18 protein-coding genes and 3 tRNA genes are annotated in these 22,547 nt (G+C 54.1%); 7 read left to right on the forward strand and 14 right to left on the reverse strand.

Going from position 1 to position 22,547, the window contains the following annotated elements; all coding sequences use genetic code 11:
* Window positions 1–38: 38 nt before the first annotated feature.
* Window positions 39–1,241, forward strand: a complete 1,203-nt coding sequence (gene fabV, locus KJI95_RS01450) for an enoyl-ACP reductase FabV (protein ID WP_214505393.1) — start codon at window positions 39–41, stop codon at window positions 1,239–1,241.
* 59 nt (window positions 1,242–1,300) lie between these two features.
* A complete protein-coding gene (gene ung, locus KJI95_RS01455) occupies window positions 1,301–2,011 on the forward strand; it encodes a uracil-DNA glycosylase (RefSeq protein ID WP_214505394.1) in 711 nt (236 codons plus the stop codon).
* 105 nt (window positions 2,012–2,116) lie between these two features.
* Here ung and KJI95_RS01460 read toward each other — a convergent pair whose 3' ends face one another.
* The 9 genes from KJI95_RS01460 to KJI95_RS01500 all read right to left on the reverse strand — a co-directional run bounded on the left by KJI95_RS01460 (window position 2,117) and on the right by KJI95_RS01500 (window position 11,099).
* Window positions 2,117–3,964, reverse strand: a complete 1,848-nt coding sequence (locus KJI95_RS01460; protein ID WP_214505395.1) for a SurA N-terminal domain-containing protein — start codon at window positions 3,962–3,964, stop codon at window positions 2,117–2,119.
* A 196-nt stretch (window positions 3,965–4,160) separates the two neighbouring features.
* Entirely contained in the window at window positions 4,161–4,433 is a 273-nt protein-coding gene (hupB, locus tag KJI95_RS01465; RefSeq protein ID WP_011759343.1) for a nucleoid-associated protein HU-beta, read from the reverse strand.
* Between the two features lie 257 nt (window positions 4,434–4,690).
* Entirely contained in the window at window positions 4,691–7,048 is a 2,358-nt protein-coding gene (gene lon, locus KJI95_RS01470; protein WP_214505396.1) for an endopeptidase La, read from the reverse strand.
* A 128-nt stretch (window positions 7,049–7,176) separates the two neighbouring features.
* Window positions 7,177–8,454, reverse strand: a complete 1,278-nt coding sequence (clpX, locus tag KJI95_RS01475; RefSeq protein ID WP_214505397.1) for an ATP-dependent protease ATP-binding subunit ClpX — start codon at window positions 8,452–8,454, stop codon at window positions 7,177–7,179.
* A gap of 84 nt (window positions 8,455–8,538) precedes the next feature.
* Window positions 8,539–9,147, reverse strand: a complete 609-nt coding sequence (gene clpP, locus KJI95_RS01480) for an ATP-dependent Clp endopeptidase proteolytic subunit ClpP (RefSeq protein WP_214505398.1) — start codon at window positions 9,145–9,147, stop codon at window positions 8,539–8,541.
* Window positions 9,148–9,236: 89 nt separating this feature from the next.
* Window positions 9,237–10,541 carry a trigger factor gene (gene tig / locus KJI95_RS01485; protein ID WP_214505399.1) on the reverse strand — a complete coding sequence of 435 codons (1,305 nt, stop codon included), beginning with the start codon at window positions 10,539–10,541 and terminating at the stop codon, window positions 9,237–9,239.
* A gap of 253 nt (window positions 10,542–10,794) precedes the next feature.
* Window positions 10,795–10,870 (reverse strand) — tRNA-His (locus KJI95_RS01490).
* 11 nt (window positions 10,871–10,881) lie between these two features.
* A tRNA-Arg gene (locus tag KJI95_RS01495) sits at window positions 10,882–10,958 on the reverse strand.
* Window positions 10,959–11,022: 64 nt separating this feature from the next.
* Window positions 11,023–11,099: transfer RNA gene (locus tag KJI95_RS01500), tRNA-Pro, on the reverse strand.
* Between the two features lie 236 nt (window positions 11,100–11,335).
* Between KJI95_RS01500 and folD the strand changes: the two genes are divergently transcribed.
* Window positions 11,336–12,190 carry a bifunctional methylenetetrahydrofolate dehydrogenase/methenyltetrahydrofolate cyclohydrolase FolD gene (gene folD / locus KJI95_RS01505; protein WP_214505400.1) on the forward strand — a complete coding sequence of 285 codons (855 nt, stop codon included), beginning with the start codon at window positions 11,336–11,338 and terminating at the stop codon, window positions 12,188–12,190.
* Between the two features lie 68 nt (window positions 12,191–12,258).
* Here the strand turns inward: folD and cysS are convergent, their stop codons facing one another.
* Window positions 12,259–13,638 carry a cysteine--tRNA ligase gene (cysS, locus tag KJI95_RS01510; protein WP_214505401.1) on the reverse strand — a complete coding sequence of 460 codons (1,380 nt, stop codon included), beginning with the start codon at window positions 13,636–13,638 and terminating at the stop codon, window positions 12,259–12,261.
* A gap of 141 nt (window positions 13,639–13,779) precedes the next feature.
* Here cysS and KJI95_RS01515 point away from each other — a divergent pair, with 141 nt between their 5' ends.
* On the forward strand, window positions 13,780–14,274 hold the full coding sequence (locus KJI95_RS01515; protein WP_214505402.1) for a peptidylprolyl isomerase: 495 nt from the start codon (window positions 13,780–13,782) through the stop codon (window positions 14,272–14,274).
* A gap of 10 nt (window positions 14,275–14,284) precedes the next feature.
* On the forward strand, window positions 14,285–15,001 hold the full coding sequence (locus KJI95_RS01520) for a UDP-2,3-diacylglucosamine diphosphatase (RefSeq protein ID WP_214505403.1): 717 nt from the start codon (window positions 14,285–14,287) through the stop codon (window positions 14,999–15,001).
* Window positions 15,002–15,133: 132 nt separating this feature from the next.
* Here KJI95_RS01520 and miaE read toward each other — a convergent pair whose 3' ends face one another.
* Window positions 15,134–15,901 (reverse strand): tRNA isopentenyl-2-thiomethyl-A-37 hydroxylase MiaE, encoded by a 768-nt coding sequence (miaE, locus tag KJI95_RS01525; RefSeq protein WP_214505404.1) that lies wholly within the window; start codon window positions 15,899–15,901, stop codon window positions 15,134–15,136.
* Window positions 15,902–16,086: 185 nt separating this feature from the next.
* Here miaE and KJI95_RS01530 point away from each other — a divergent pair, with 185 nt between their 5' ends.
* Entirely contained in the window at window positions 16,087–16,683 is a 597-nt protein-coding gene (locus KJI95_RS01530; protein WP_214505405.1) for a Yip1 family protein, read from the forward strand.
* A gap of 100 nt (window positions 16,684–16,783) precedes the next feature.
* Here KJI95_RS01530 and glnS read toward each other — a convergent pair whose 3' ends face one another.
* The 3 genes from glnS to KJI95_RS01545 all read right to left on the reverse strand — a co-directional run bounded on the left by glnS (window position 16,784) and on the right by KJI95_RS01545 (window position 21,206).
* Complete coding sequence (gene glnS / locus KJI95_RS01535; RefSeq protein ID WP_214505406.1) at window positions 16,784–18,451, reverse strand: glutamine--tRNA ligase; 1,668 nt, start codon at window positions 18,449–18,451, stop codon at window positions 16,784–16,786.
* Between the two features lie 213 nt (window positions 18,452–18,664).
* On the reverse strand, window positions 18,665–20,959 hold the full coding sequence (gene feoB, locus KJI95_RS01540) for a Fe(2+) transporter permease subunit FeoB (RefSeq protein ID WP_214505407.1): 2,295 nt from the start codon (window positions 20,957–20,959) through the stop codon (window positions 18,665–18,667).
* Window positions 20,952–21,206 (reverse strand): FeoA family protein, encoded by a 255-nt coding sequence (locus tag KJI95_RS01545; RefSeq protein ID WP_214505408.1) that lies wholly within the window; start codon window positions 21,204–21,206, stop codon window positions 20,952–20,954. Before KJI95_RS01545 ends, feoB begins: the two co-directional genes overlap by 8 nt.
* Window positions 21,207–21,590: 384 nt before the next feature.
* Between KJI95_RS01545 and KJI95_RS01550 the strand changes: the two genes are divergently transcribed.
* A complete protein-coding gene (locus KJI95_RS01550) occupies window positions 21,591–22,547 on the forward strand; it encodes a DmsE family decaheme c-type cytochrome (protein WP_214505409.1) in 957 nt (318 codons plus the stop codon).

The raw sequence follows: 22,547 nt of genomic DNA on the forward strand, positions 1-22,547 counted from the left end.
ATTATTCTATTGCCAGTGTTGACTGAAGAAGCATAAACATGATTATCAAACCAAAAATCCGTGGCTTTATTTGTACCACCACTCATCCGGTCGGCTGTGAAGCCAATGTGCTTGAGCAAATCAATCTGACCAAGGCCCGTGGCCCTATCGCCAATGGCCCCAAGCGGGTGCTGGTGGTTGGCTCCTCCAGTGGCTATGGCCTGTCTTCCCGTATTGCTGCGGCCTTTGGCAGCGGCGCAGCGACCATCGGCGTGTTCTTTGAAAAGCCGGGCACCGACAGCAAGCCGGGCACTGCCGGCTGGTATAACACCGCCGCCTTTGACAAATTTGCCAAGGCCGAAGGCCTGTACAGCAAGAGCATCAACGGCGATGCCTTCAGCCATGAAGCCAAAGCCAAGGTGATTGAGCTGATTAAAGCCGATCTGGGTCAAATCGACATGGTGGTGTACTCGCTGGCCTCGCCGGTGCGTAAACTGCCTGACAGCGGCGAGCTGGTGCGCTCATCTCTTAAGCCTATCGGTCAGCCATACAGCTCGACCGCGGTAGACACCAACAAAGACACCATCATCGAAGCCAGTGTTGAGCCCGCCACCGAGCAGGAAATTGCCGACACTGTTACCGTGATGGGCGGTCAGGATTGGGAATTGTGGATCAACGCGCTGAATGATGCCGGTGTACTGGCTGATGGCTGCAAAACTGTCGCTTACTCTTACATTGGTACCGAGCTGACCTGGCCTATTTACTGGCACGGTGCCCTTGGCAAGGCCAAAATGGACCTTGACCGCGCCGCCCACGCACTGAACGACAAGCTGGCAGCCAAAGGCGGCAGCGCCAACGTAGCTGTGCTGAAAAGCGTTGTAACCCAGGCTTCTTCTGCCATTCCTGTGATGCCACTGTACATCGCCATGGTATTCAAGAAGATGCGTGCCGAAGGCCTGCACGAAGGCTGTATGGAGCAGATCCTGCGCATGTTCTCTGAGCGCCTGTACAAGGCCGATGGCAGCGCCGCTGAGGTGGATGAAGATAACCGCCTGCGTCTGGACGACTGGGAGCTGCGTGATGACATTCAGCAGCATTGCCGCGACCTGTGGCCACAAATCACCACGGAAAACCTGTCTGAGCTGACCGACTACCTCGAGTACAAGGCCGAGTTCATCAAGCTGTTTGGTTTCGGTATCGACGGCATCGACTACGACGCCGACGTCAATCCGGAAGTCAATTTCGACGTGATTGAGCTGTAAGCCAAAACACCTGAAAAACGCCGCACTGCGGCGTTTTTTTATGCCTGAAAATCAGCATAATGGGTGTGGAAAACGATAGCAGGAACTTACTGCAGAAGGTCAAAGGAGTCAGCGTGGATTGGCAGCAACTGCTCGGAGGCGAAAAGCGCGCGCCTTACTTTAACGATACCCTGCGCTATGTGGATGAGCGGATCCGCGCAGGTGTTACCCTGTATCCGCCCAAGGCCGATATCTTCAATGCCTTTCGTTACACGGCGTTTGATAACATCAAGGTGGTTATCCTCGGGCAAGACCCATACCACGGCCCAAACCAGGCCCATGGTCTGTGCTTTTCAGTGCTGCCGCCCTGCCCGCCTCCGCCGTCGCTGCAAAACATCTTTATTGAGCTGTCAAACTCAATCCCAGGCTTTGTCGTGCCTGCCCATGGCGACTTAAGTGCCTGGGCCCATCAGGGGGTGCTACTGCTTAACACAGTGCTTACCGTTGAGCGCGGCCAGGCCCACTCCCATGCCCATCTTGGCTGGGAGCGCTTTACCGATGCGGTAATCACCGGCATTAGCCACCATCGCGAGAGTGTGGTGTTTATGCTTTGGGGCAGCCATGCCGGTAAAAAGGCGGCGCTGATTGATGCATCCAGGCATCTTATCCTCAAAGCGCCTCATCCATCGCCACTGTCGGCCCAGCGCGGCTTTTTCGGCTGCGGCCACTTTGCCATCGCCAATGAGCATCTGCTTCGCAAAGGCCACACTCCCATCGACTGGCGGTTGTAGCGCGTTTCGGTCCCCGCCCCCCCTATAAAACTCGGGCGTATAACCCGCCCGGCAGGCACAAAAAAGCCAGCACTGAGGCTGGCTTTTAAAACTGGAATTGATGTATTACTCGGCGCCGTAGGTCACTTCGGCTTTGGCCTTGAGTGACTCAATCACACCGCGATAGGTGTTCTCGGTGTACTGACCTGACAAACGCTGTGCCAGCGCTTCAACGAGGGCATCTTCCACCTTCTCAGCGGCGTTTACCTTGTCCAGCACTACCACGGCATAGCCTGCGGCCATGCTGACGCTATCTGCGCCGCCAACAGCGAGCTGGAAGGCCTTGTTGACGATGGACGGGTCAAGCTCACGGTCAAAACGGGCAACCTTGGCTTTGGCAGTCAGATCAATCGCTTCACCGGCTTTGAACTTAGCCAGCAGCTCATCGGCCTGTTTCTTGGCCGCTTCGTTGGCTTTGTCCTGAGTCAGACGGGTCACGATACCGGCTTTCACCTCTGCAAACGGCAGGGTACCCGCCAGCTTGTGCTCCTTCATGCGCACCACAGCCACGTTGTTGTCACCAAGATCAATCACATCGCTGTTCATGCCGCTTTGCAGCACTTGCTCAGAAAACGCCGCCTTGATAAGGGCTGGGTTACTGATTTCAGCCGGTGGCAGTTCGCGGGCAAACAGCGCGGTGGTTTTGAGCTCAAGACCGGTAGCTTTAGCCGCTTCAACAAGACTGTCGGGCACTTCGTAGCTGGTATCGGCCAGCTTTTGCTGCAGGCTGTAGAACTTGTCCAGCGCTTCTTTATCTTTCAGCTGCGCGAGGATGCGGTCTTTCACGTCGGCAAATGCGGCCTGCTCGCCGCCTTGCTGATCAAGCAGCTTGATGATGTGGAAGCCATACTCACTCTTCACCGGCGCAGAATAAGCGCCTTTTTCCAGCGCAAACAGCGCGCCGTCGAACGCAGGATCCATCACGCCCTGCTCGAACCAATCCAGCTGGCCGCCCTGCTCACCACTGAAGGTGTCTTCAGAGTCAGTCTTGGCGACTTCAGCGAAATCAGCGCCGCCCTGCAGCTTGGCATAGATGGCATCGATTTTGGCTTTGGCAGCGGCTTCATCTTCACCCAGATTGACCAGAATATGACCGGCCAGACGTTTTTCCGGAGTCTTGTACTGGTTCATGTGCTCGTCGTAGTAGGTTTTAGCCTGCTCTTCAGTCACATTGACGGCATCTGCCAGAGTCTTGGCAGACAGCATCAGGTATTCAAGGCTCACCTGCTCAGGATTGATAAACTGATCCGGATTGGCGTCGTAAAAGCTCTTGGCTTCCTCGTCAGTCACGCTCACACCGGCTTCAAACGGCTGTGAAGTCACCACAACGTAGCGCAGATCGCGGGTCTGGCCCTGCAGCTCAGCAATTGCCTTACTTTCTGACGGCAGTACAAATTCACTGCCAACCAGGGCGTTAATCAGCTGACGACGGGTCATGTCAACGCGCATCATGTCGCGGAAGCTGTTGGTCTGGTAACCCAGCTGACGCAGAATCGCCTGATAACGCTCGTTATCGAATTTACCTTCAGTTTGGAATGCAGGCTCTTCGAGAATGGCTTGCTTGATTTGCTCGTCAGACACGCGCAGACCCAGCTCAGTGGCAGTTTGATCCAGCAGTTTGTCCGCCACCAGACGCTCAAGCACGCCCTGTTTGATGGAACGCAGGTAGTTATCATCTGCTGCCAGAGTTTCGAACATGTCGCCCAACTGCTGCTCCATGCGCGCCTTTTCATTTTGATAGGCCTGCTCCAGCGCTGACTCGGGGATAACCTCGCCATTGACTGTCGCTGCCGGTGTTTCGGTGGAAGAGCCCAGATAGCTGCTCACACCGGTAAAGGCAAAGGAAAGTATCACCAGCACCAGGATGCTCTTGGCAATGGTACCCTGGGAACCTTCACGGATCTTTTCTAACATCAGATGTCCCGCTTGTTACTCTTGTGATTGAAATAAAAAAGCGCATCACAGTGTGGATGCGCCTTTATGTAACTTTTCAGGAATGACCTTGAATGCTTCGTCACTCCGGACCAGGGTATCAACACCAAGGTCCTTCAATTCGTAAAAAGCACTGCTTTGGCAGTGCTTGAAGAACGAAAGCCTACAAAGGCGAGTCTTAGTTGACTGCGTCTTTCAGTGCTTTACCAGCTTTGAATGCTGGGATCTTGGCAGCTGGGATTTTGATCTCTTTGCCGGACTGTGGGTTACGGCCAGTACGCTCGGCACGCTCACGAACTTCAAAAGTACCAAAACCAACCAGGGAAATTTTACCGCCATCCTTCAGACCTTCGGTCACAGCAGCGATGAAAGAGTCCAGTGCGCGGCCGGCAGCAGCCTTGGAAATGTCAGCACCGGAAGCAATTTTCTCGATCAGTTCAGATTTATTCATGTCATCCCCTTGAATGTAGTTTTTGCGCCGCAACCAAATCCTTCTCTAGAGCGGTCTGCGGAGGCTTTTATAACAAGCTTGAAACTAAAGTTCAAGCATCTAAGAAAAACCAAAGAATTAAAGTCGGATACAGCTCAAAGCCAGTCCTGCCAAGGGATTGGAGTGACTGGCTCTCCACGGAACTTAGGCTACCACAGCTAAGGGGTTTGTTAAGCCCCTTTTTTCACTTTTTTAAGCCTGTAGCGCACTTTTTTGCCTTATCCGACGTTTTTGACCACTTCGAAACCCTCAACCGGGCGCTCGAGCGCCAGTTTCAGGACTTCATCCACCCAGCGAACCGGATGAATTTGCAGGTCTGCCACGACGTTAGCAGGAATTTCCTCAAGGTCGCGCTCGTTCTCTTTCGGGATGAGCACATGCTTGATACCGCCACGATGGGCCGCGAGCAGCTTTTCCTTAAGGCCACCGATTGGCAGCACTTCGCCGCGCAGGGTGATTTCGCCTGTCATGGCCACATCGGCGCGTACCGGGTTGCCGGTGAGGCTCGATACCAGTGCGGTGCACATGGCGCAGCCTGCGGATGGGCCATCCTTGGGGGTGGCGCCTTCCGGAACGTGTACGTGGATATCACGCTTCTCGTAGAAGTCTGGGTTAATACCAAGCTGCTCGGCGCGGGCACGCACCACAGTCATGGCCGCCTGAATCGACTCCTGCATCACATCACCGAGCGAACCTGTGTAGGTCAGCTTGCCTTTACCCGGTACAGAAGTCGCTTCGATGGTGAGTAGATCGCCGCCCACCTGAGTCCAGGCAAGACCTGTTACCTGGCCAACCTGATTGTTTGACTCGGCCTTGCCGTAATCATGGCGCTGCACGCCAAGGAACGACTTGAGGTTGTCGCCGGTCACATCCACATGCTTGATTTTCTTATCCAGCAGGATTTGCTTGACCACTTTACGGCAAATCTTCGACAGCTCGCGCTCAAGAGCACGCACACCGGCTTCGCGGGTGTAGTAACGGATAATGCCCAAAATGGCGCCATCATCGACGCTGATTTCGCTGGGCTTCAGGCCGTTACGCTCAACCTGCTTGGGCAGCAGGTGCTGCTTGGCGATATTAAGCTTTTCATCTTCGGTGTAACCGGACAGACGAATGACTTCCATACGGTCCAAAAGCGGGCCTGGAATATCCATCGAGTTACTGGTGGCCACGAACATCACATCAGACAGGTCGTAATCGACCTCAAGATAGTGATCGTTAAAGGTGGCGTTCTGCTCCGGGTCCAGTACTTCCAGCAGCGCTGACGCCGGGTCACCGCGCATATCCGAGCTCATCTTGTCGATTTCGTCGAGCAGGAACAGCGGGTTTTTCACGCCCACTTTGGCCATTTTCTGGATGATTTTTCCGGGCATAGAGCCGATATAAGTACGGCGGTGACCACGGATTTCGGCTTCATCACGCACGCCACCAAGGGCCACACGCACATAGTTACGACCGGTTGCCTTGGCGATGGACTGACCCAGCGAGGTTTTACCCACGCCCGGTGGGCCAACCAAACACAGAATTGGGCCTTTAAGCTGCTTAACCCGGGTCTGCACCGCCAAATACTCGAGGATCCGCTCTTTGACCTTTTCAAGGCCATAGTGGTCGGCATCCAGCACCTTTTCTGCCTTGGACAGATCGCGCTTGATTTTGGAGCGCTCAAACCAGGGCACAGCCGTCATCCAGTCAACGTAAGAGCGCACAACTGTGGCCTCTGCCGACATGGGCGACATCATTCTGAGTTTATTCAGCTCTGCCTGAGCCTTTTCTTTGGCTTCAGGCGGCATTTTGGCCTCTTCAATCTTGCGATTGAGGGTTTCAAATTCGTCATGGCCTTCGTCCAGATCGCCAAGCTCTTTCTGAATCGCTTTCATTTGCTCATTCAGATAGTACTCGCGCTGGCTCTTCTCCATTTGCTTCTTCACGCGGGAGCGAATGCGCTTCTCCACCTGCAGCAAATCGATTTCGGCTTCCATCATCGCCATCAGATACTCGAGGCGCTCACCGACGTTAACCATCTCCAGCACCGACTGCTTGTCTTCAAGTTTAAGCGGCATATGGGCCGCCATGGTGTCGGCCAGACGCGCCGCTTCGTCGATGCCGGACATGGAGGTCAGCACTTCAGGCGGAATTTTCTTGTTGAGCTTGATATAGCCTTCAAACTGGGAAATGGCGCTGCGAACCAGCACTTCTTCCTCTTTTTCAGGCATAGGTGCAGAGGGCAGCTCTTCGATGCGTGCAACGAAAAACGGCTCTTCTTTGGTGTAACGGGCGATACGGGCACGGCGGCCGCCTTCGACCAGCACTTTAACTGTGCCGTCAGGCAGCTTAAGCAGCTGCAGAATGGACGCTATGGTGCCCACTTCAAAGATGTCGTCGGCTGCAGGCTCGTCGAGGTCGGCATCACGCTGGGCAACCAGCATGATCTGCTTGTCCTGGGCCATGGCGGTTTCCAGGCAGCGGATAGACTTTTCACGACCCACAAATAACGGAATGACCATATGGGGGTAAACCACCACGTCTCTCAGTGGCAGTACCGGCAATTCGAAATGCGCTTCACGCTCTTGGGACATAACTCGATTCCGTTTCAGATAGGTGATATCCGAGTATATTGGGGCTGTTTTGGCCCTTTCAATGGCTTAAATGTAAAAAAGGAGCCCAATCGGACTCCTTTAGTATCTTCTTGAAAGCAAATGACCAATTATTGGTCGCCGCTGGCCGCCTGGGTTTCGGCTTGCTCGTAAATCAGGATAGGGGCAGATTCGCCTTTTACCACTGACTCGTCGACCACGGCTTTGCTGACGCCGTCCATGGATGGCAGGTCATACATGGTATCGAGCAGAATGCCTTCAACGATAGAGCGCAGACCACGGGCACCGGTCTTACGGGTCATGGCTTTGCGGGCGATGGCTTTAAGCGCATCTTCACGGAACTCAAGCTCTACACCTTCCATCTCGAACAGCGCTGCATATTGCTTGGTCAGCGCGTTCTTTGGCTCAGACAGAATTTGAATGAGCGCGTCTTCATCAAGCTCAGCCAGGGTAGCAACCACAGGCAGACGGCCGATGAATTCAGGAATAAGGCCGTATTTGACCAAATCTTCCGGCTCAACCTGAGCGAGCATCTGAGTCACGGTTTCTTTTTCAGCCTTGCCCTTCACCTGCGCGCCAAAGCCAATGCCGCTGCCGGTGTGGGTACGCTGATCGATAACCTTCTCAAGACCGGCGAACGCGCCGCCGCAGATAAACAGGATCTTGGAGGTATCGACCTGCAAAAATTCCTGCTGCGGATGCTTACGGCCACCCTGAGGAGGCACCGCTGCCACAGTGCCTTCAATCAGCTTCAGCAGTGCCTGCTGCACGCCCTCGCCGCTCACATCGCGGGTGATGGACGGGTTATCGGACTTACGGCTGATTTTGTCGATTTCGTCGATGTAGACGATACCGCGCTGGGCCTTCTCAACATCGTAGTCGCACTTTTGCAGCAGCTTCTGAATGATGTTTTCGACGTCCTCACCCACATAACCGGCTTCGGTCAGGGTGGTGGCATCAGCCATGGTAAAAGGCACATTGAGGAAGCGGGCCAGGGTTTCAGCCAGCAGGGTCTTACCGCTACCGGTAGGACCAATCAGCAGGATGTTACTCTTGCCAAGCTCAACCCCATCTTTTGGGCCGGCATTGCGCAGCCGCTTGTAGTGGTTGTACACCGCCACCGACAGCACTTTCTTGGCCTTTTCCTGACCAATAACGTAGTCGTCAAGGTGCGCACGCAGCTCGTGTGGCGTGGGCAGCTTGTCATGATCCCGCTTAGGCGAAATCTCTTTAATCTCTTCGCGGATAATGTCGTTGCACAGTTCAACGCATTCATCACACACGTACACAGAAGGTCCGGCGATCAGCTTTCGCACTTCGTGCTGGCTCTTTCCGCAGAAAGAGCAATACAGCAGCTTGCCGCCATCACCGCTCTTGTTCTCGCCCATTACTTTACCTCGTTCGCGATGTCACCATCGCCTTTAACTCTCTCAACCCTGTCAATCTGAGCTTAGCCCAGAGGACGGCAAAAATCAGCGGTTGGTCAGTACCGAATCGATAAGACCATACTCCACTGCGGCAGTCGCGCTCATGAAGTTATCGCGATCGGTATCGCGCTCAATCACTTCCAGCGGTTGGCCGGTGTGATGTGCCAGCATCTGGTTGAGTTTGTGTTTAATCCCCAGGATTTCCTGCGCATGGATGGCGATATCCGATGCCTGTCCCTGGAAACCACCCAAAGGTTGATGGATCATCACCCGCGAATTTGGCAGGCAGTGACGCATGCCCTTTTCACCACCGGCCAGCAAAAATGCGCCCATGCTGCAGGCCTGACCGATACACACGGTGCTGACCTTTGGCTTGATAAACTGCATGGTATCGTAAATGGCCATACCTGCAGTGACGCTGCCACCCGGGGAGTTGATGTACAGATAAATCTCTTTATCAGGGTTTTCTGATTCCAGAAACAGCAGCTGCGCTACGATGAGGTTTGCCATGTGTTCTTCAACCTGGCCCACCAGGAAAATGACACGCTCTTTCAGCAAACGTGAATAGATATCGTAGGAGCGCTCTCCTTTGGCAGTCTGTTCCACCACCATAGGCACAAGCGCATTGAATACTGATTCCGGTGCGTAATGCATTTAACCCTTCCCTAAATAAAAATGGCCCGCATGAGGAGCCTCATACGAGCCATTATAAATGGCTTAACGCCAATCAAGTCAAGCTGCGGTTACGCGCGGCCGGTAGCCTTGTTCATAAATTCTTCAAAAGCAACTTGCTTCTCGGTCACTTTTGCAGATTTCAGCACGGCTTCAACGGCTTGCTCTTCCAGCGCTACGTTGCGCATGTTTTGCATCAGCTCTTTGTTACCGTTGTAGTAAGCTATTACTTCAGATGGATCTTCGTAAGCAGACGCCATAGAAGCGATCAGCGCCTGAACGCGCTCTTCTTCTACTTTCAGTTCGCTTGACTTGATCACTTCACCCAGCAGCAGGCCCACTTTTACGCGGCGCTCAGCTTGCTCAGCGAACAGCTCAGCTGGCAGCTCAGGCATGTTGGCGGCGTTGCCACCAAAGCGCTGTACGGCCTGACGACGCAGTACGTTGATTTCGCCTTCGATCAGAGCCTTTGGCAGCTCGATTTCGTTGGCAGCCAGCAGACCGTTGATCACTTGCTCTTTCACAGCCGCTTTCAGCGCCTGCTCCAGTTCGCGACCCATGTTCTTGCTGATTTCAGCTTTCAGTGCGTCCACACCGCCTTCGGTGATACCAAACAACTTGGCGAACTCGTCGTTCACTTCTGGCAGCTCAGCAGCTTTCACTTCAGTCAGGGTGATAGCGAACTTGGCCGCTTTGCCCTTCAGGTTTTCAGCGTGGTATTCCTCAGGGAAAGTCACGTCGATGTCGAACTCTTCACCGGCTTTGTGGCCTTTGATGCCTTCTTCAAAGCCTGGGATCATGCGACCGCTGCCCAGTTGCAGTTCAAAGCCTTCGGCCTTGCCACCCTGGAACTCTTCACCGTCTACGCTGCCAACGAAGTTGATGGTGACCTTGTCACCTTCTTCAGCGGCGCGCTCTACAGCGGCGAAAGTAGCGTGCTGCTTGCGCAGAGTTTCAATCATGTTGTCTACGTCAGCGGCAGTCACTTCAGCTTTTGGCTGTTCAACTTCGATGACATCCAGACCTTTAAGCTCAACTTCTGGATACACTTCAAAAGTGGCTACGAATTCAAACTGTTCGGCGCTGCTGCTGCCTGGTGCGAAAGTAGGGGCACCGGCTGGGTTCAGCTTCTGGGCGATGATGGCTTCAACAAAGTTGCGCTGCATGATCTCGCCAGTCACATCCTGACGAATTGCTGGACCGTAGCGCTTGCTGATAACGCTCATAGGAACTTTGCCAGGACGGAAACCAGGGATACGGGCACGCTTGGCTTCGCGCTTCAGGCTCTCGTTAACCAGTTTCTCGATCTGCTCGGCAGGTACAGAGATGGTCAGGCGACGCTCTAAGCCTTGAGTTGTTTCAACAGAAACTTGCATTGTTTTACCTCGAAATATGTCTAACGTCCTTTGTAAATAGCCGAGTCATCAACTATTCAGGTGTTCGGTTCTTGATCTTCTTAATTTGACTTTCATGCCTGTCGCGACTGACGCGCCGGCAAAGGTCGCAGATAGTTGACAGTTATCAAGACGCAACATTATAGCCACCGTTATTGCGGGAGTCGAGCCTGAATCAGGGCATAAAGGGCAGAAAAAAAGCGGCCTTTGGCCGCTTTTTAACCTTCTGAAGAAGTGGGGTGACTGATGGGGCTCGAACCCACGACAACCGGAATCACAATCCGGGACTCTACCAACTGAGCTACAGTCACCACTGAATTTTTGGCACGCCCGGCAGGATTCGAACCTGCGACCATCCGCTTAGAAGGCGGATGCTCTATCCAACTGAGCTACGGGCGCAAGGTGTCAACATGCGTTGAAGCCTATCCGGGGCAGTCGACGCTTGGCGCATCAACTTAAAATTTGGTCGGTGATAGAGGATTCGAACCTCTGACCCTCTGCTCCCAAAGCAGATGCGCTACCGGACTGCGCTAATCACCGAGAACTTGCTGTTTGACGCCTCGCGTCAGAACGGAGCGCATCTTATCCCCTCACCTTTGACCCGTCAACGATTTTTTTAAGGGATAAAAACCGCCTGGCGAATTATGAAGCAGTACAGAGTTATCAGGATTTCACGCCAATGGGAGCAATGACACTACTGGCCTTGGCTGCTAGAATATGCGCGCTGAAAACTTCAGGTGGCAACGCTGCTGCCATATAAAGGAAGCCCTACATCCATGACAGCCCAAAATATCGATGGCAAGGCCATTGCCCAAGCCATCCGCACTACCCTGAGCGACAAGGTTAAAGCCCGTAAAGAGGCAGGCCAGCGCATTCCGGGTCTTGCTGTGATCCTGGTTGGTCAGGATCCCGCCTCACAGGTTTACGTTGGCTCCAAGCGTAAAGCCTGCGAAGAAGTCGGATTCCTGTCGCAATCGTTTGACCTGCCAGTGACCACCACAGAGTCCGATCTGCTGGCACTGATTGACCGCTGCAACGAAGATACTGCCATCGACGGCATTCTGGTGCAGTTGCCGCTGCCGGCGCATATCGACTCATCCAAGGTGATTGAGCGCATTCGCCCCGATAAAGACGTGGACGGCTTCCACCCTTATAACGTAGGTCGCCTGGCCCAGCGCATTCCCGTATTGCGCTCCTGCACCCCGATGGGGATCATGACCCTTATCCGCTCCACCGGTGTCGACACCTATGGTTTGGATGCCGTGGTGGTTGGCGCCTCCAACATCGTTGGCCGCCCCATGACGCTGGAGCTGCTGCTCGCTGGCTGCACCACCACCACCTGCCACCGCTTTACCAAAAACCTCGAAGAAAAAGTACGTCAGGCTGACTTGCTGGTCGTGGCCGTTGGTAAGCCGCACTTTATCCCGGGTGACTGGATTAAACCCGGCGCCATAGTGATTGACGTGGGCATCAACCGTCTCGACGACGGTCGTCTGGTGGGTGACGTTGAATTTGATGTGGCCGCCAAGCGCGCAGCCTTTATTACCCCGGTTCCCGGTGGTGTGGGCCCGATGACTATCGCGAGCCTGCTGGAAAACACCCTTTACGCCGCTGAAAACTATCACGACTGATATTATCTGCCGCGCCATAAAAAACGCCTGCGATTGCAGGCGTTTTTGTTTGCATGTTCCAGGGCGGCTTATTTCTTGCGCCAAGTAGTGCCTTCGGGGCCGTCTTCCAGCACCACACCCAGGGCGTTCAGGCGGTCGCGTGCAACGTCAGCAGCCGGCCAATCTTTTTCGGCGCGGGCACGGTTACGCTCAACGATCAGCGCTTCAATTTCAGCCACTTCATCGGCGCTGCCGTCGCCCTGCAAAAAAGCTTCCGGGGTCGATGACAGAATGCCAAGCACTGAGGCGAGATCGGAAAGCACCACAGCCAGGGCTGAAGCCGCCGCGACATCCGCAGTTTTCAGGCGGTTGATTTCACGCACCAGATCGAAGAGCACGGAGTAAGCTTCAGGGGTGTTGAAATCATCGTCCATCGCAGCCACGAAACGGCTGACAAACTCATCGCCACCGGCAGGCGCCACAGTCAAATCCAGACCTTTCAGTGCGGTGTACATGCGCTCGAGTGAGGCACGCGCCTGCTTTAAGTTGTCTTCGCTGTAGTTCAGCTGGCTGCGATAGTGGCCAGAGAGCAGGAAGTAACGCACGGTCTGGGCATCGTAATGGGCCAGCACGTCACGGATGGTAAAGAAGTTACCCAAAGATTTGGACATCTTCTCGCGATCAACCATCACCATGCCGGTGTGCATCCAGGTGTTCACATAAGGGGTGTCGTGGGCGCAGCATGACTGGGCTATTTCGTTTTCATGGTGCGGGAACTGCAGATCGCTGCCGCCGCCGTGGATATCAAAATGCAGACCCAGATGTTTGCTGTTCATGGCAGAGCACTCGATGTGCCAGCCGGGACGCCCCGGTCCCCATGGCGACTCCCAGGTCGGCTCGCCGGGCTTTGACATCTTCCACAGCACGAAGTCCATCGGATTGCGCTTGTTTTCGTCCACTTCAACACGGGCACCGGCCTGCAGCTGCTCAAGATCCTGGCCTGACAAACGGCCGTATGCGGCATAGGAAGATACATCAAACAGCACGTCACCGTCGGCAGCAACATAGGCATGACCGCGATCGAGCAGACGGGTCACCATATCGATGATTTCGTCGATATGCAGGGTCGCGCGCGGCTCAAAGCTTGGGCGCAGCATATTCAGCGCATCGAAGTCGGCATGCATTTCACCAATCAAACGCTCGGTCAGGCTGTCGCAGCTCTCACCGTTTTCATTGGCGCGCTTGATGATTTTGTCATCCACGTCGGTGATATTGCGCTGGTAGTTCACTTCATAACCGCGATAACGCAGATAACGCACAATCATGTCAAAACACACAAAAGTACGACCGTGGCCGATGTGGCACAGGTCATAAATCGTCACGCCGCAAACATACATGCCAATCTTGCCTGGCTGTATGGGTTTAAACTCCTCTTTTTGACGACTGATACTGTTGTATATCTTCAACATTCTTGCTCTCTTTCCACTAAGCACGGGGTGTAAAATTAAGCCTTCGAGTCTATCATGCTCCAATGCCCTTGAATACTGCACTTTCAGGGCCGTTCGAGATAAGTTAGAATCCGGCGACATTTTCAAATGAGTACCGCAAAGATGATCACACTGCACACCAATTTCGGCGATATCAAAATTGCTCTGAACCACGACAAAGCGCCCGTAACCGCTGCAAACTTCCAGCGTTACGCCAGCGAAGGTTTCTTTGATGGCACCATCTTCCACCGTGTTATCGACGGTTTCATGATCCAGGGCGGCGGTTTTACCGAAGATATGGTACAAAAGCGCACCCATGAGCCAATCAAGAACGAAGCCAACAACGGTCTGTCCAACAAGGTTGGCACCCTTGCCATGGCCCGCACCTCAGACCCACACTCTGCCACCGGGCAGTTCTTCATCAACGTGAATGACAACACCTTCCTGGATTTCAAATCTGAATCCACTCAGGGCTGGGGTTACTGCGTATTCGGTGAAGTGGTTGAAGGCCTGGATGTGGTTAACCAGATCAAAGGCGTGAACACCGGCAACCGCGGCATGCATCAGGATGTGCCTCTGAAAGCCGTGGTTATCGAGAAGGTGAGCATCGAAGGCTAATCCCATCAAGATGCGAACCCTGTTTATCGGCGATCTGCACTTAAGTGCAGATCGACCCGACATCTGCGCGGCCTTTCGCCGCTTCCTTGCCCAGCCCTTCGATGACGTCGATGCCCTCTATATTCTCGGGGATCTGTTTGAAGTCTGGGTTGGCGATGATATCGCCGAGCCTTTCGCCATCGACATCGCCGCCGACATCGCCACTGTCGCTGAAAAACTGCCGGTGTACTTTATTCACGGCAATCGCGACTTCCTGATTGGCAAACAATTTGCCAGTTTAAGCAAGATGCAGCTGCTTGATGAAGTCCACAAAATCACCCTCTATGGCATCCCCACCCTGGTGCTTCACGGCGACAGCCTCTGCACCCTGGATAAAGGCTATCAGCGGTTTCGCCGCTTTCGCAATCAGCCCTGGGCCAAGTGGATTTACGGCAAGCTTTCTGAAAACCGCCGCCTGCGGATTGCCGCCAATCTGCGTGCCAAGAGCAAGGCCGGTAATCAAACCAAAAGCCTTTACATCATGGATGCCGAGCCGAGCGCCGTCGCAAACCTGCTAAAGCAATACGGCTGTCGCCAGATGATCCATGGCCACACCCACAGACCAGCTATCCATGAAGAAAGCGCCGGTAAGCGCATTGTGGTTGGCGATTGGTACGAGCAAGGCAGTGTGCTCGAAGTAAGTGAAACCGGCCCACGGCTGCTCTCTTTGCCTTTCGACGCAGCGTAAGCACTTCCTTAAGCGCCCTTAACCAAGGCTCGCCCTTAAGTTCAGTAAACCGCCTTGAGTTGACTAAACACCTTTGGCTTAAACGCAAAAAGCCCGAAAACAATTCCGGGCTTTTGATTAAGTTAGATGATTTTAGTTTTTCGGCGTGCCGCTGTGAAAGCGAAACTCATCATCCTCTGACTGGATCAGCGCTGCTTCCACTTTGGCAAAATAGCCAATCCGCTCATCGATATTGCCGCCCGCCACGGCTTCGGCAAGCTTAAGATAATCCTGATAATGCCTCGCCTCTGAGCGCAGCAGCGACACATAAAAACGCTCAAGCTCTTCATCCATAAAGGGGGCGAGCTTGGCAAATCGCTCACAGGAGCGGGCTTCGATAAAGGCGCCCACAATCAGTTTATCCACCAAGGTACCGGGCTCACTGGTGCGCACATGGCTCATCATCCCCTTGGCATAACGGCCAGCGGTGATATTGCTGTAGGGAATGCCGCGCGCCTGCATGATTTCAAGCACCTGCTCAAAATGATGGAACTCTTCTTTAATCAGTCGCACCATTTTGGCAATAAGCTCCTCCCCGTGGGCAAAGCCCGCCTTGGGAGTGAGCTCAAGTTCGAGATCGTTCTTTTTGCCGGTGCGGGATAAAAACGCCGCCATATCACGGTCTTTGTGATAGACAAACTCTTCGTAGGGCTTGGCCCAGGCAAGCAGCGCCGCTCCGCTTTCGGGGGACACCGCATATTTGCGGATAAGAAACAGCGCCGTCTGCGCCGCTTTAAGCTCGCAGTTGCAATGATCTATCAAAATGTCCTGCAACCACTCGGGATTGCTCGCCTTTTCAACCCAGGCATCCGGCGTCTCACACCCGAGAAATGCCTTTACCGGGGCCAACAGCTGCTGCATCACGTTTTGCACCTTCCACACGCGTAAAGTCCGCCATTTTAGCCGCTTAAGCGCGCCCTTAACAGCACAAGGACGCGGCCACCTTGACGGAAGTCAATTTTTGTTCAATAAATAACCGAGAGCTGTAAAAGGCTCGTCTATCGCTTGGCGAGCATTGGGATCACTGCTGAACAAGGATAATTATAATGGTACTGAATCACTTACTGGGGTTATACACTCATCCAAAGGAAGAGTGGCACACAATTGAGAAGAACCACGAAGCACTGAAAAGCAGTATGAGTCATCTGCTGCTGATAGCGCTTATCCCGCCCATTTGCAGTTATTTCGCGATGGCCCATATCGGATGGAACCCGGGCGCCGGAGAGCCCCTGTTCCTGACCAGCCAGAGCGCCCTGTTTATGTCAATCGGCATGTACTTCGGCCTTATCGCCGGGGTATTCGGTCTGGCCTACCTTGCACACTGGATGGCCATCACCTTTGATGCCAAACCCGACTTCACCCAGGCACTTGAGCTTGCCACTTACACCGCCACGCCGCTGTTTATGGTCGGCCTGTCGGCGCTGTATCCGGTCCTGTGGTTTATGATGGTGGTTGGTCTTGTGGGGCTTGCCTACTCGGTCTATCTGCTCTACACCGGCGTGCCCATCATCATGAATATTCCCGAAGAAAAGGGATTTATTTACGCAAGCTCAGTGGTCACCGCAGGCCTGGTGTTGCTGGTTGCCCTGATGGCAGGCAGCGTTATCCTCTGGAGCATGGGCTTTGGCCCTATGATGCAATAACTACCGTCGCGGCGTTAAATTCGCCGGATACGATAAAAGCAAAAGGCGCCTTTCGGCGCCTTTTGTGGTTTCATGCCCTGAGTTGAGGCCGTGAGGCTACTCAGAATGACTCGCGCAGCTGCACAGTCAGGTTAAATACCAGATTGCCGGGCCTGGAGTCTTTTCTGTCGGCGCAGAAATAACCTTCACGCTCAAACTGATACGCTTGATCCGCGCTGGCATTGGCCAGAGGCGCTTCAACCACACCGTGCACAATCTGCAGTGAATTCGGGTTCAGCACTTCATCGACAGTGTCAGCCGCAGCCGGATTGGCATCGCTGAACAGACGGTCATACAAACGGAACTCGGCAGGCAGCGCGGTAGTGGCTTCAACCCAGTGAATAACACCTTTCACCTTGCGACCATCGCTTGGGTTTTGGCCCAGAGTCTCAGGATCGTAGGTACAGTACACTGTGGTCACATTGCCATCGGCATCTTTGTCACAGCGCTCTGCGCGGATCACGTAGGCGTTACGCAGACGCACTTCGGCGCCGAGCACCAGACGCTTGTACTGCTTGTTGGCTTCTTCACGGAAGTCAGCAGCATCGATGTAGATTTCACGGCCAAACGCCAGCTCACGCACACCCATCTCTTCGATGTTGGGGTGCACAGGCGCTTTCACGTATTCAAGCTCAGGCTTGGTGAAGTTTTCGATGATGACCTTGATTGGACGAATAACGGCCATGGCGCGCGGCGCATTGTCGTTCAGATCTTCACGGATACAGGCCTCGAGCATGCCCACTTCCACCAGGTTGTCCTGCTTGGTCACACCAATGCGCTGACAAAACTCACGGATTGATGCAGGGGTGTAACCACGGCGACGCAGACCGGCAATGGTCGGCATACGTGGGTCATCCCAACCGGACACCAGACCACGCACCACCAGATCGTTCAGCTTGCGCTTGGACATCAGGGTGTATTCAAGATTCAGACGGGAAAACTCGTACTGACGGGTACGGTTTGGCGCCTGGAAATCGTTGAGGTTATCGAGCACCCAGTCATACAGACGGCGGTTGTCCTGGAACTCCAGGGTACACAGCGAGTGAGTGATGTTTTCCAGCGCATCCGAAATACAGTGGGTAAAGTCGTACATCGGGTAGATGCACCACTTGTCACCGGTCTGGTGGTGGTGAGCAAACTTCACGCGGTAGATAACCGGGTCGCGCATACACATAAAGGGCGACGCCATATCGATTTTGGCGCGCAGCACACACTCACCTTCTTTAAAGCCACCGTCGCGCATCTTTTCAAACAGCGCCAGGTTTTCGGCCGCTGGGGTGTCACGGTACGGGCTGTTACGGCCAGGCTCTTTCAGGGTGCCACGGTACTCACGGGTTTCCTCTGCATTGAGGAAACACACATAGGCCAAGCCCTTGTTGATAAGCTCAACTGCGTAACCATAAAGCGCATCAAAATAGTTTGAGGAATAGCGAACGTCACCATCCCACTGGAAACCGAGCCACTTCACATCTTCCTGAATCGAATTTACGTAATCGATATCTTCTTTTTCAGGGTTGGTATCATCAAATCGCAGGTTACACTGGCCCTTGTAGTCCTGTGCAATGCCAAAGTTCAGGCAAATGGACTTGGCATGACCTATGTGCAGGTAACCGTTTGGCTCAGGTGGAAAACGGGTATGCACGCTGTTGTGCTTACCGCTGGCCAAATCTTCATCAATGATGTTGCGAATGAAGTTACTGGGACGTACTTCGTTGTCCACGTGACTCATGGAGTTCCTCTTTTGCAAACAGTGGCAAATTTGTCAAAACCCGCATGATCCTACAGAAAGCGGCCGCTGACAATGCCCATGGTTAAAAAACCGCGCCAAACGGGCAAGCGTCGTGGCGCGGCGCAAAGCCAATAACGCACTATCGCGAATGCTTTGGCATAAAAAAGCAGCCCGCAGGCTGCTTTAAAAGTGGGTTTGGGTGCATGAGCGCCGTTATTCGGTGATCACCCGAATACCCGGGATGATTTGCTGCGCCTTCTTGCCCTTTTGCTTAAGGTAAAAGTAAAACGCCACCAGCGCGCCGACTATGATGGCCGTCCACACCATGGTTTGCAGCGGGTTAGCAGACACATTACCCCATTGATATACCAGGGTTGCAGCGCCATAGGCCAAACCAAAGGTCCAGGTACCGGCGAACGCAGCCCAGCCCTTGCCAAACTCGTTCACCAGCGCGCCCATTGCCGCCACGCAGGGGGTATAGAGCAGAATGAACACCAGATACGAGAAGGCGGCCAGTTGCCCGCTGAAACCTGACTGCAGCGCACTGAAGGTTGAGCGATCAACGCCCTGCTCCTCGGCAGCTGTTTCAACACTCGAGACATCACCGACCGACATCGACATCGGATCTTCCGGTGCAATCCCAAGCAGGTTTGCCGGGATAGTGGCCAGCGCTTCACTGAACGACTCCGCCAACGGCGTTAAGCCTTCCTCTTCGCCGCCCGGAGTGCTGTAGAGGCTGTTCAAGGTACCAACCACCGCTTCTTTGGCAAAAATGCCGGTGATAATGCCAACCGTCGCCGGCCAGTTATCCGCTTCAATGCCCATGGGCCCGAAAATTGGCGTCACCTTTTGGCTGACCACACTGAGCACAGACTCGTTACTGTCTTCGTGACCAAAACTGCCATCCACGCCCACTGCGTTGATAAAGTTAAGCAAAGTCACTACCAGCACAATGGTTTTGCCGGCGCCGAGGATAAAGCTCTTGGTACGCTTGCCAGTACGGGACAGCACCGCCTTGGGCTTGGGCATTTCATAGTTTGGCAGCTCCATCACCACCGCACTGCTGACGCCGGGCAGCAGGGTGCTGCGAAGCAAAAGACCGGTACCGATGGCGGCAATAATGCCGATGATATACAGCAAAAACACCAGATTCTGACCCGACTCGGGGAAGAAGGCCGCGGCAAACAGGGCGTACACCGGCAAACGGGCACCGCAGGACATAAAAGGCGCCATCATGCCGGTGACAATCCGCTCGCGCTCACTGCCAAGGGTACGGGTCGCCATAATCGCCGGCACCGAACAGCCAAAGCCCACAATCATGGGCACAAAGGCTTTGCCCGGCAGACCGATGCGGCGCATCAATCCATCCACCACAAAGGCAGCGCGGGACATATAACCTGAGCTTTCCAGCACCGACAGCGCCAAAAACAGCGCCATGATCACCGGAATAAAGGTCGACACCGTTTGAATGCCCTGCCCTACACCACCGGCAAGCAGGGTAATAAGCCACTCTGGCGCGCCGATGTTGCCAAGCAAAGCACCAAAATGATCGACAAACAGCGCGCCGGCACTGATATCAAAAAAGTCGATAAAGGCGCTGCCGACGTTGATGGCAAACATAAACATCAGGTACATCACCAGCAAAAACACCGGCACACCCAGCACAGGGTGCAGTACCAGCGAATCGAGGCGATCACTGAAGGTTGGCGCTTCATCATTGGCTACGGCGGCGCGGTACACCTGCTCAACAAAGTTAAAGCGGGTGGTGGCCACCATAAGTTCAATGTCGAGGCCCTCTGATTTCAGGCTGTTAGCACAGCGGCTCACTTCTGATTCAAAGTCGCTGTTCTTGCATTGACCGCAGCCAAGACCATTACCAAGCATCGCAAGCGCACGGCCACGGGGTAAGGTGGGGTCTTTGTGCTTAAGTTCGGCAAGTGCAGATTCAATGGCGCTGTCGTAGCCAAGCACCAGCGGCGCCTCGGAAACTTTGCCATCAAGCAGCTGCACCACCTGCGCCTGCACCTTGGCAACATCACCGGCGTCACGGGCACACACAGCAATCACGGGGCAGCCAAGCTCAAGGCTCATCTTGTGGGTATCAACGTGTACACCACGCTTCAATGCCACATCGATTTTATTGACCACCACCACCATAGGGATCCCAAGTTCCCTCAGCTGCACGGTCAAATAAAGATGACGCTCAATGTTGGTGGCATCCACCAGATTGATAATGCCGTCCATGTGCTGCTCAGCCAGATACTGCTGGGCAATCTGTTCATCAAGGGAGCAGTCGCAGCTGCGACCGGCCGGAAGAATGTCGTAAATGCCGGGCAAGTCGGTGAGATAAACATCGGCGCCATTTAAGGTAAAATGGCCGGTTTTTTTCTCAACTGTCACGCCGGACCAGTTGCCGACCTGTTGATTGGCACCGGTCAGCGCGTTGAAAAGTGTGGATTTTCCCGCGTTGGGGTTACCCACGGTCACGCAATGAAACTGCTTAGCCATGGCTTGCTCCGGATTCAATGGGGTCCACTTCGATGATACTGGCCAGCTCTTCACGCATGCACAGCTTGCAGCCGCGCACATCCAATTCGATACCGCTGCCAAGCGGTGCTTTGCGGATCATGGTCAGGCGAGTGTTGGGGGTTATGCCCATGGATAACAGCTTGCGCTTCACGGTTTGTGGCAGCTCCAACTGCCCGACTTCGGCGATAACGGCCTTATCGCCCGGGCGAAGGTCACTCAATTTCATTAACAAGGTCCACCCTGTTCCATCCCGATCTTTGACTGACCGGCATTTTAGCCAAGTCTGTCAATCCAAAATCGTACCTGGATCAATTTTCTTTGATTGGTAACGATAATAGTTTTCAATTATGAGGTAAAACGCAACCGGAATAAATGCCGCCTGCAAACAAAATCCCAAACGCCTTAAATATCCGCTGCCCACAAAACGTGCGCCGCGTCACACTTCCTTAATATCAGCAATAAAATCAATCGAATTAGCCTATGCAGTACGGCGACCCGTTAATGACTTGCTGCAAAATTGCTCTACACTGGATTATTAGTGTTTCGCCAAGATACTGAATTAGCGAAACCACAATAACAAAAACCGGAACGCGCCTCAGGAAGTGTGAGAATGAACAAGGACATCCCGCTGCTTGGCAGGAAGTTGACCTTCGGTCTGCTTTGCCTGCTGTTTTCGTTTCAGGTCGCTGCAACGCCCTGGAAAGACATGCCCGCCGCCGAGGTCGAAGCGACCCTCGACAAAAAATTTGCCGAAGGCAAATACTCGCCCAAAGGCGCCGACAGCTGCCTGATGTGCCACAAAAAAAGCGCCGCTGTGATGGCGATTTTTGACAATGTGCACGGCAGCACCCACTCAGGCGCCTCCCCCATGGCTGACCTGCAGTGTGAAGCCTGCCACGGCCCCATGGGCAATCACAACAAGGGTGGCAAGGAGCCGATGATAACCTTCGGCAAAGACGCCCCCGTTCCGGCAGACAAGCAAAACAGTGTCTGTTTATCCTGCCATCAGGACGACAAACGCATGGCGTGGGAGAGCAGCCACCACAGCAGCGCCGATATCGCCTGCGCCAGTTGCCATCAGGTCCACACCGCCAACGACCCTATCACAGATAAGCAAACTGAGGTCGAGGTCTGTACCAGCTGCCATCTTGAGCAAAAGGCTGATCTGCACAAGCGCTCAAGTCATCCGCTTGAAAACGGACAGATGGTCTGCAGCGACTGCCACAATGCCCACGGCAGTCAGGGCGAGGCAAGCCTCAAGCAGATGAGCATCAACGAAAACTGTTACGCCTGCCACGCCGAAAAACGCGGCCCCAAGCTGTGGGAACATGCGCCGGTCACCGACAACTGCGCCAGTTGCCACAGTGTGCACGGCAGCGTGAACGAGGCCATGCTCACCCAAAAGGCACCGCAGCTGTGCCAAAGCTGCCACGCCAGTGTAGGACACGCGTCCAACGCCCAGTTTGGCACCTCCCCAAGCGCCTTTACCGCAGGTCAAAGCTGTATGAACTGCCACAGTCAGGTGCATGGCTCCAACCATCCGTCCGGCAAACTGCTGCAGCGCTGA

This window comes from Shewanella jiangmenensis (genome assembly GCF_018596335.1).
In the GTDB taxonomy this organism is placed as follows: Bacteria; Pseudomonadota; Gammaproteobacteria; order Enterobacterales; family Shewanellaceae; genus Shewanella; species Shewanella jiangmenensis.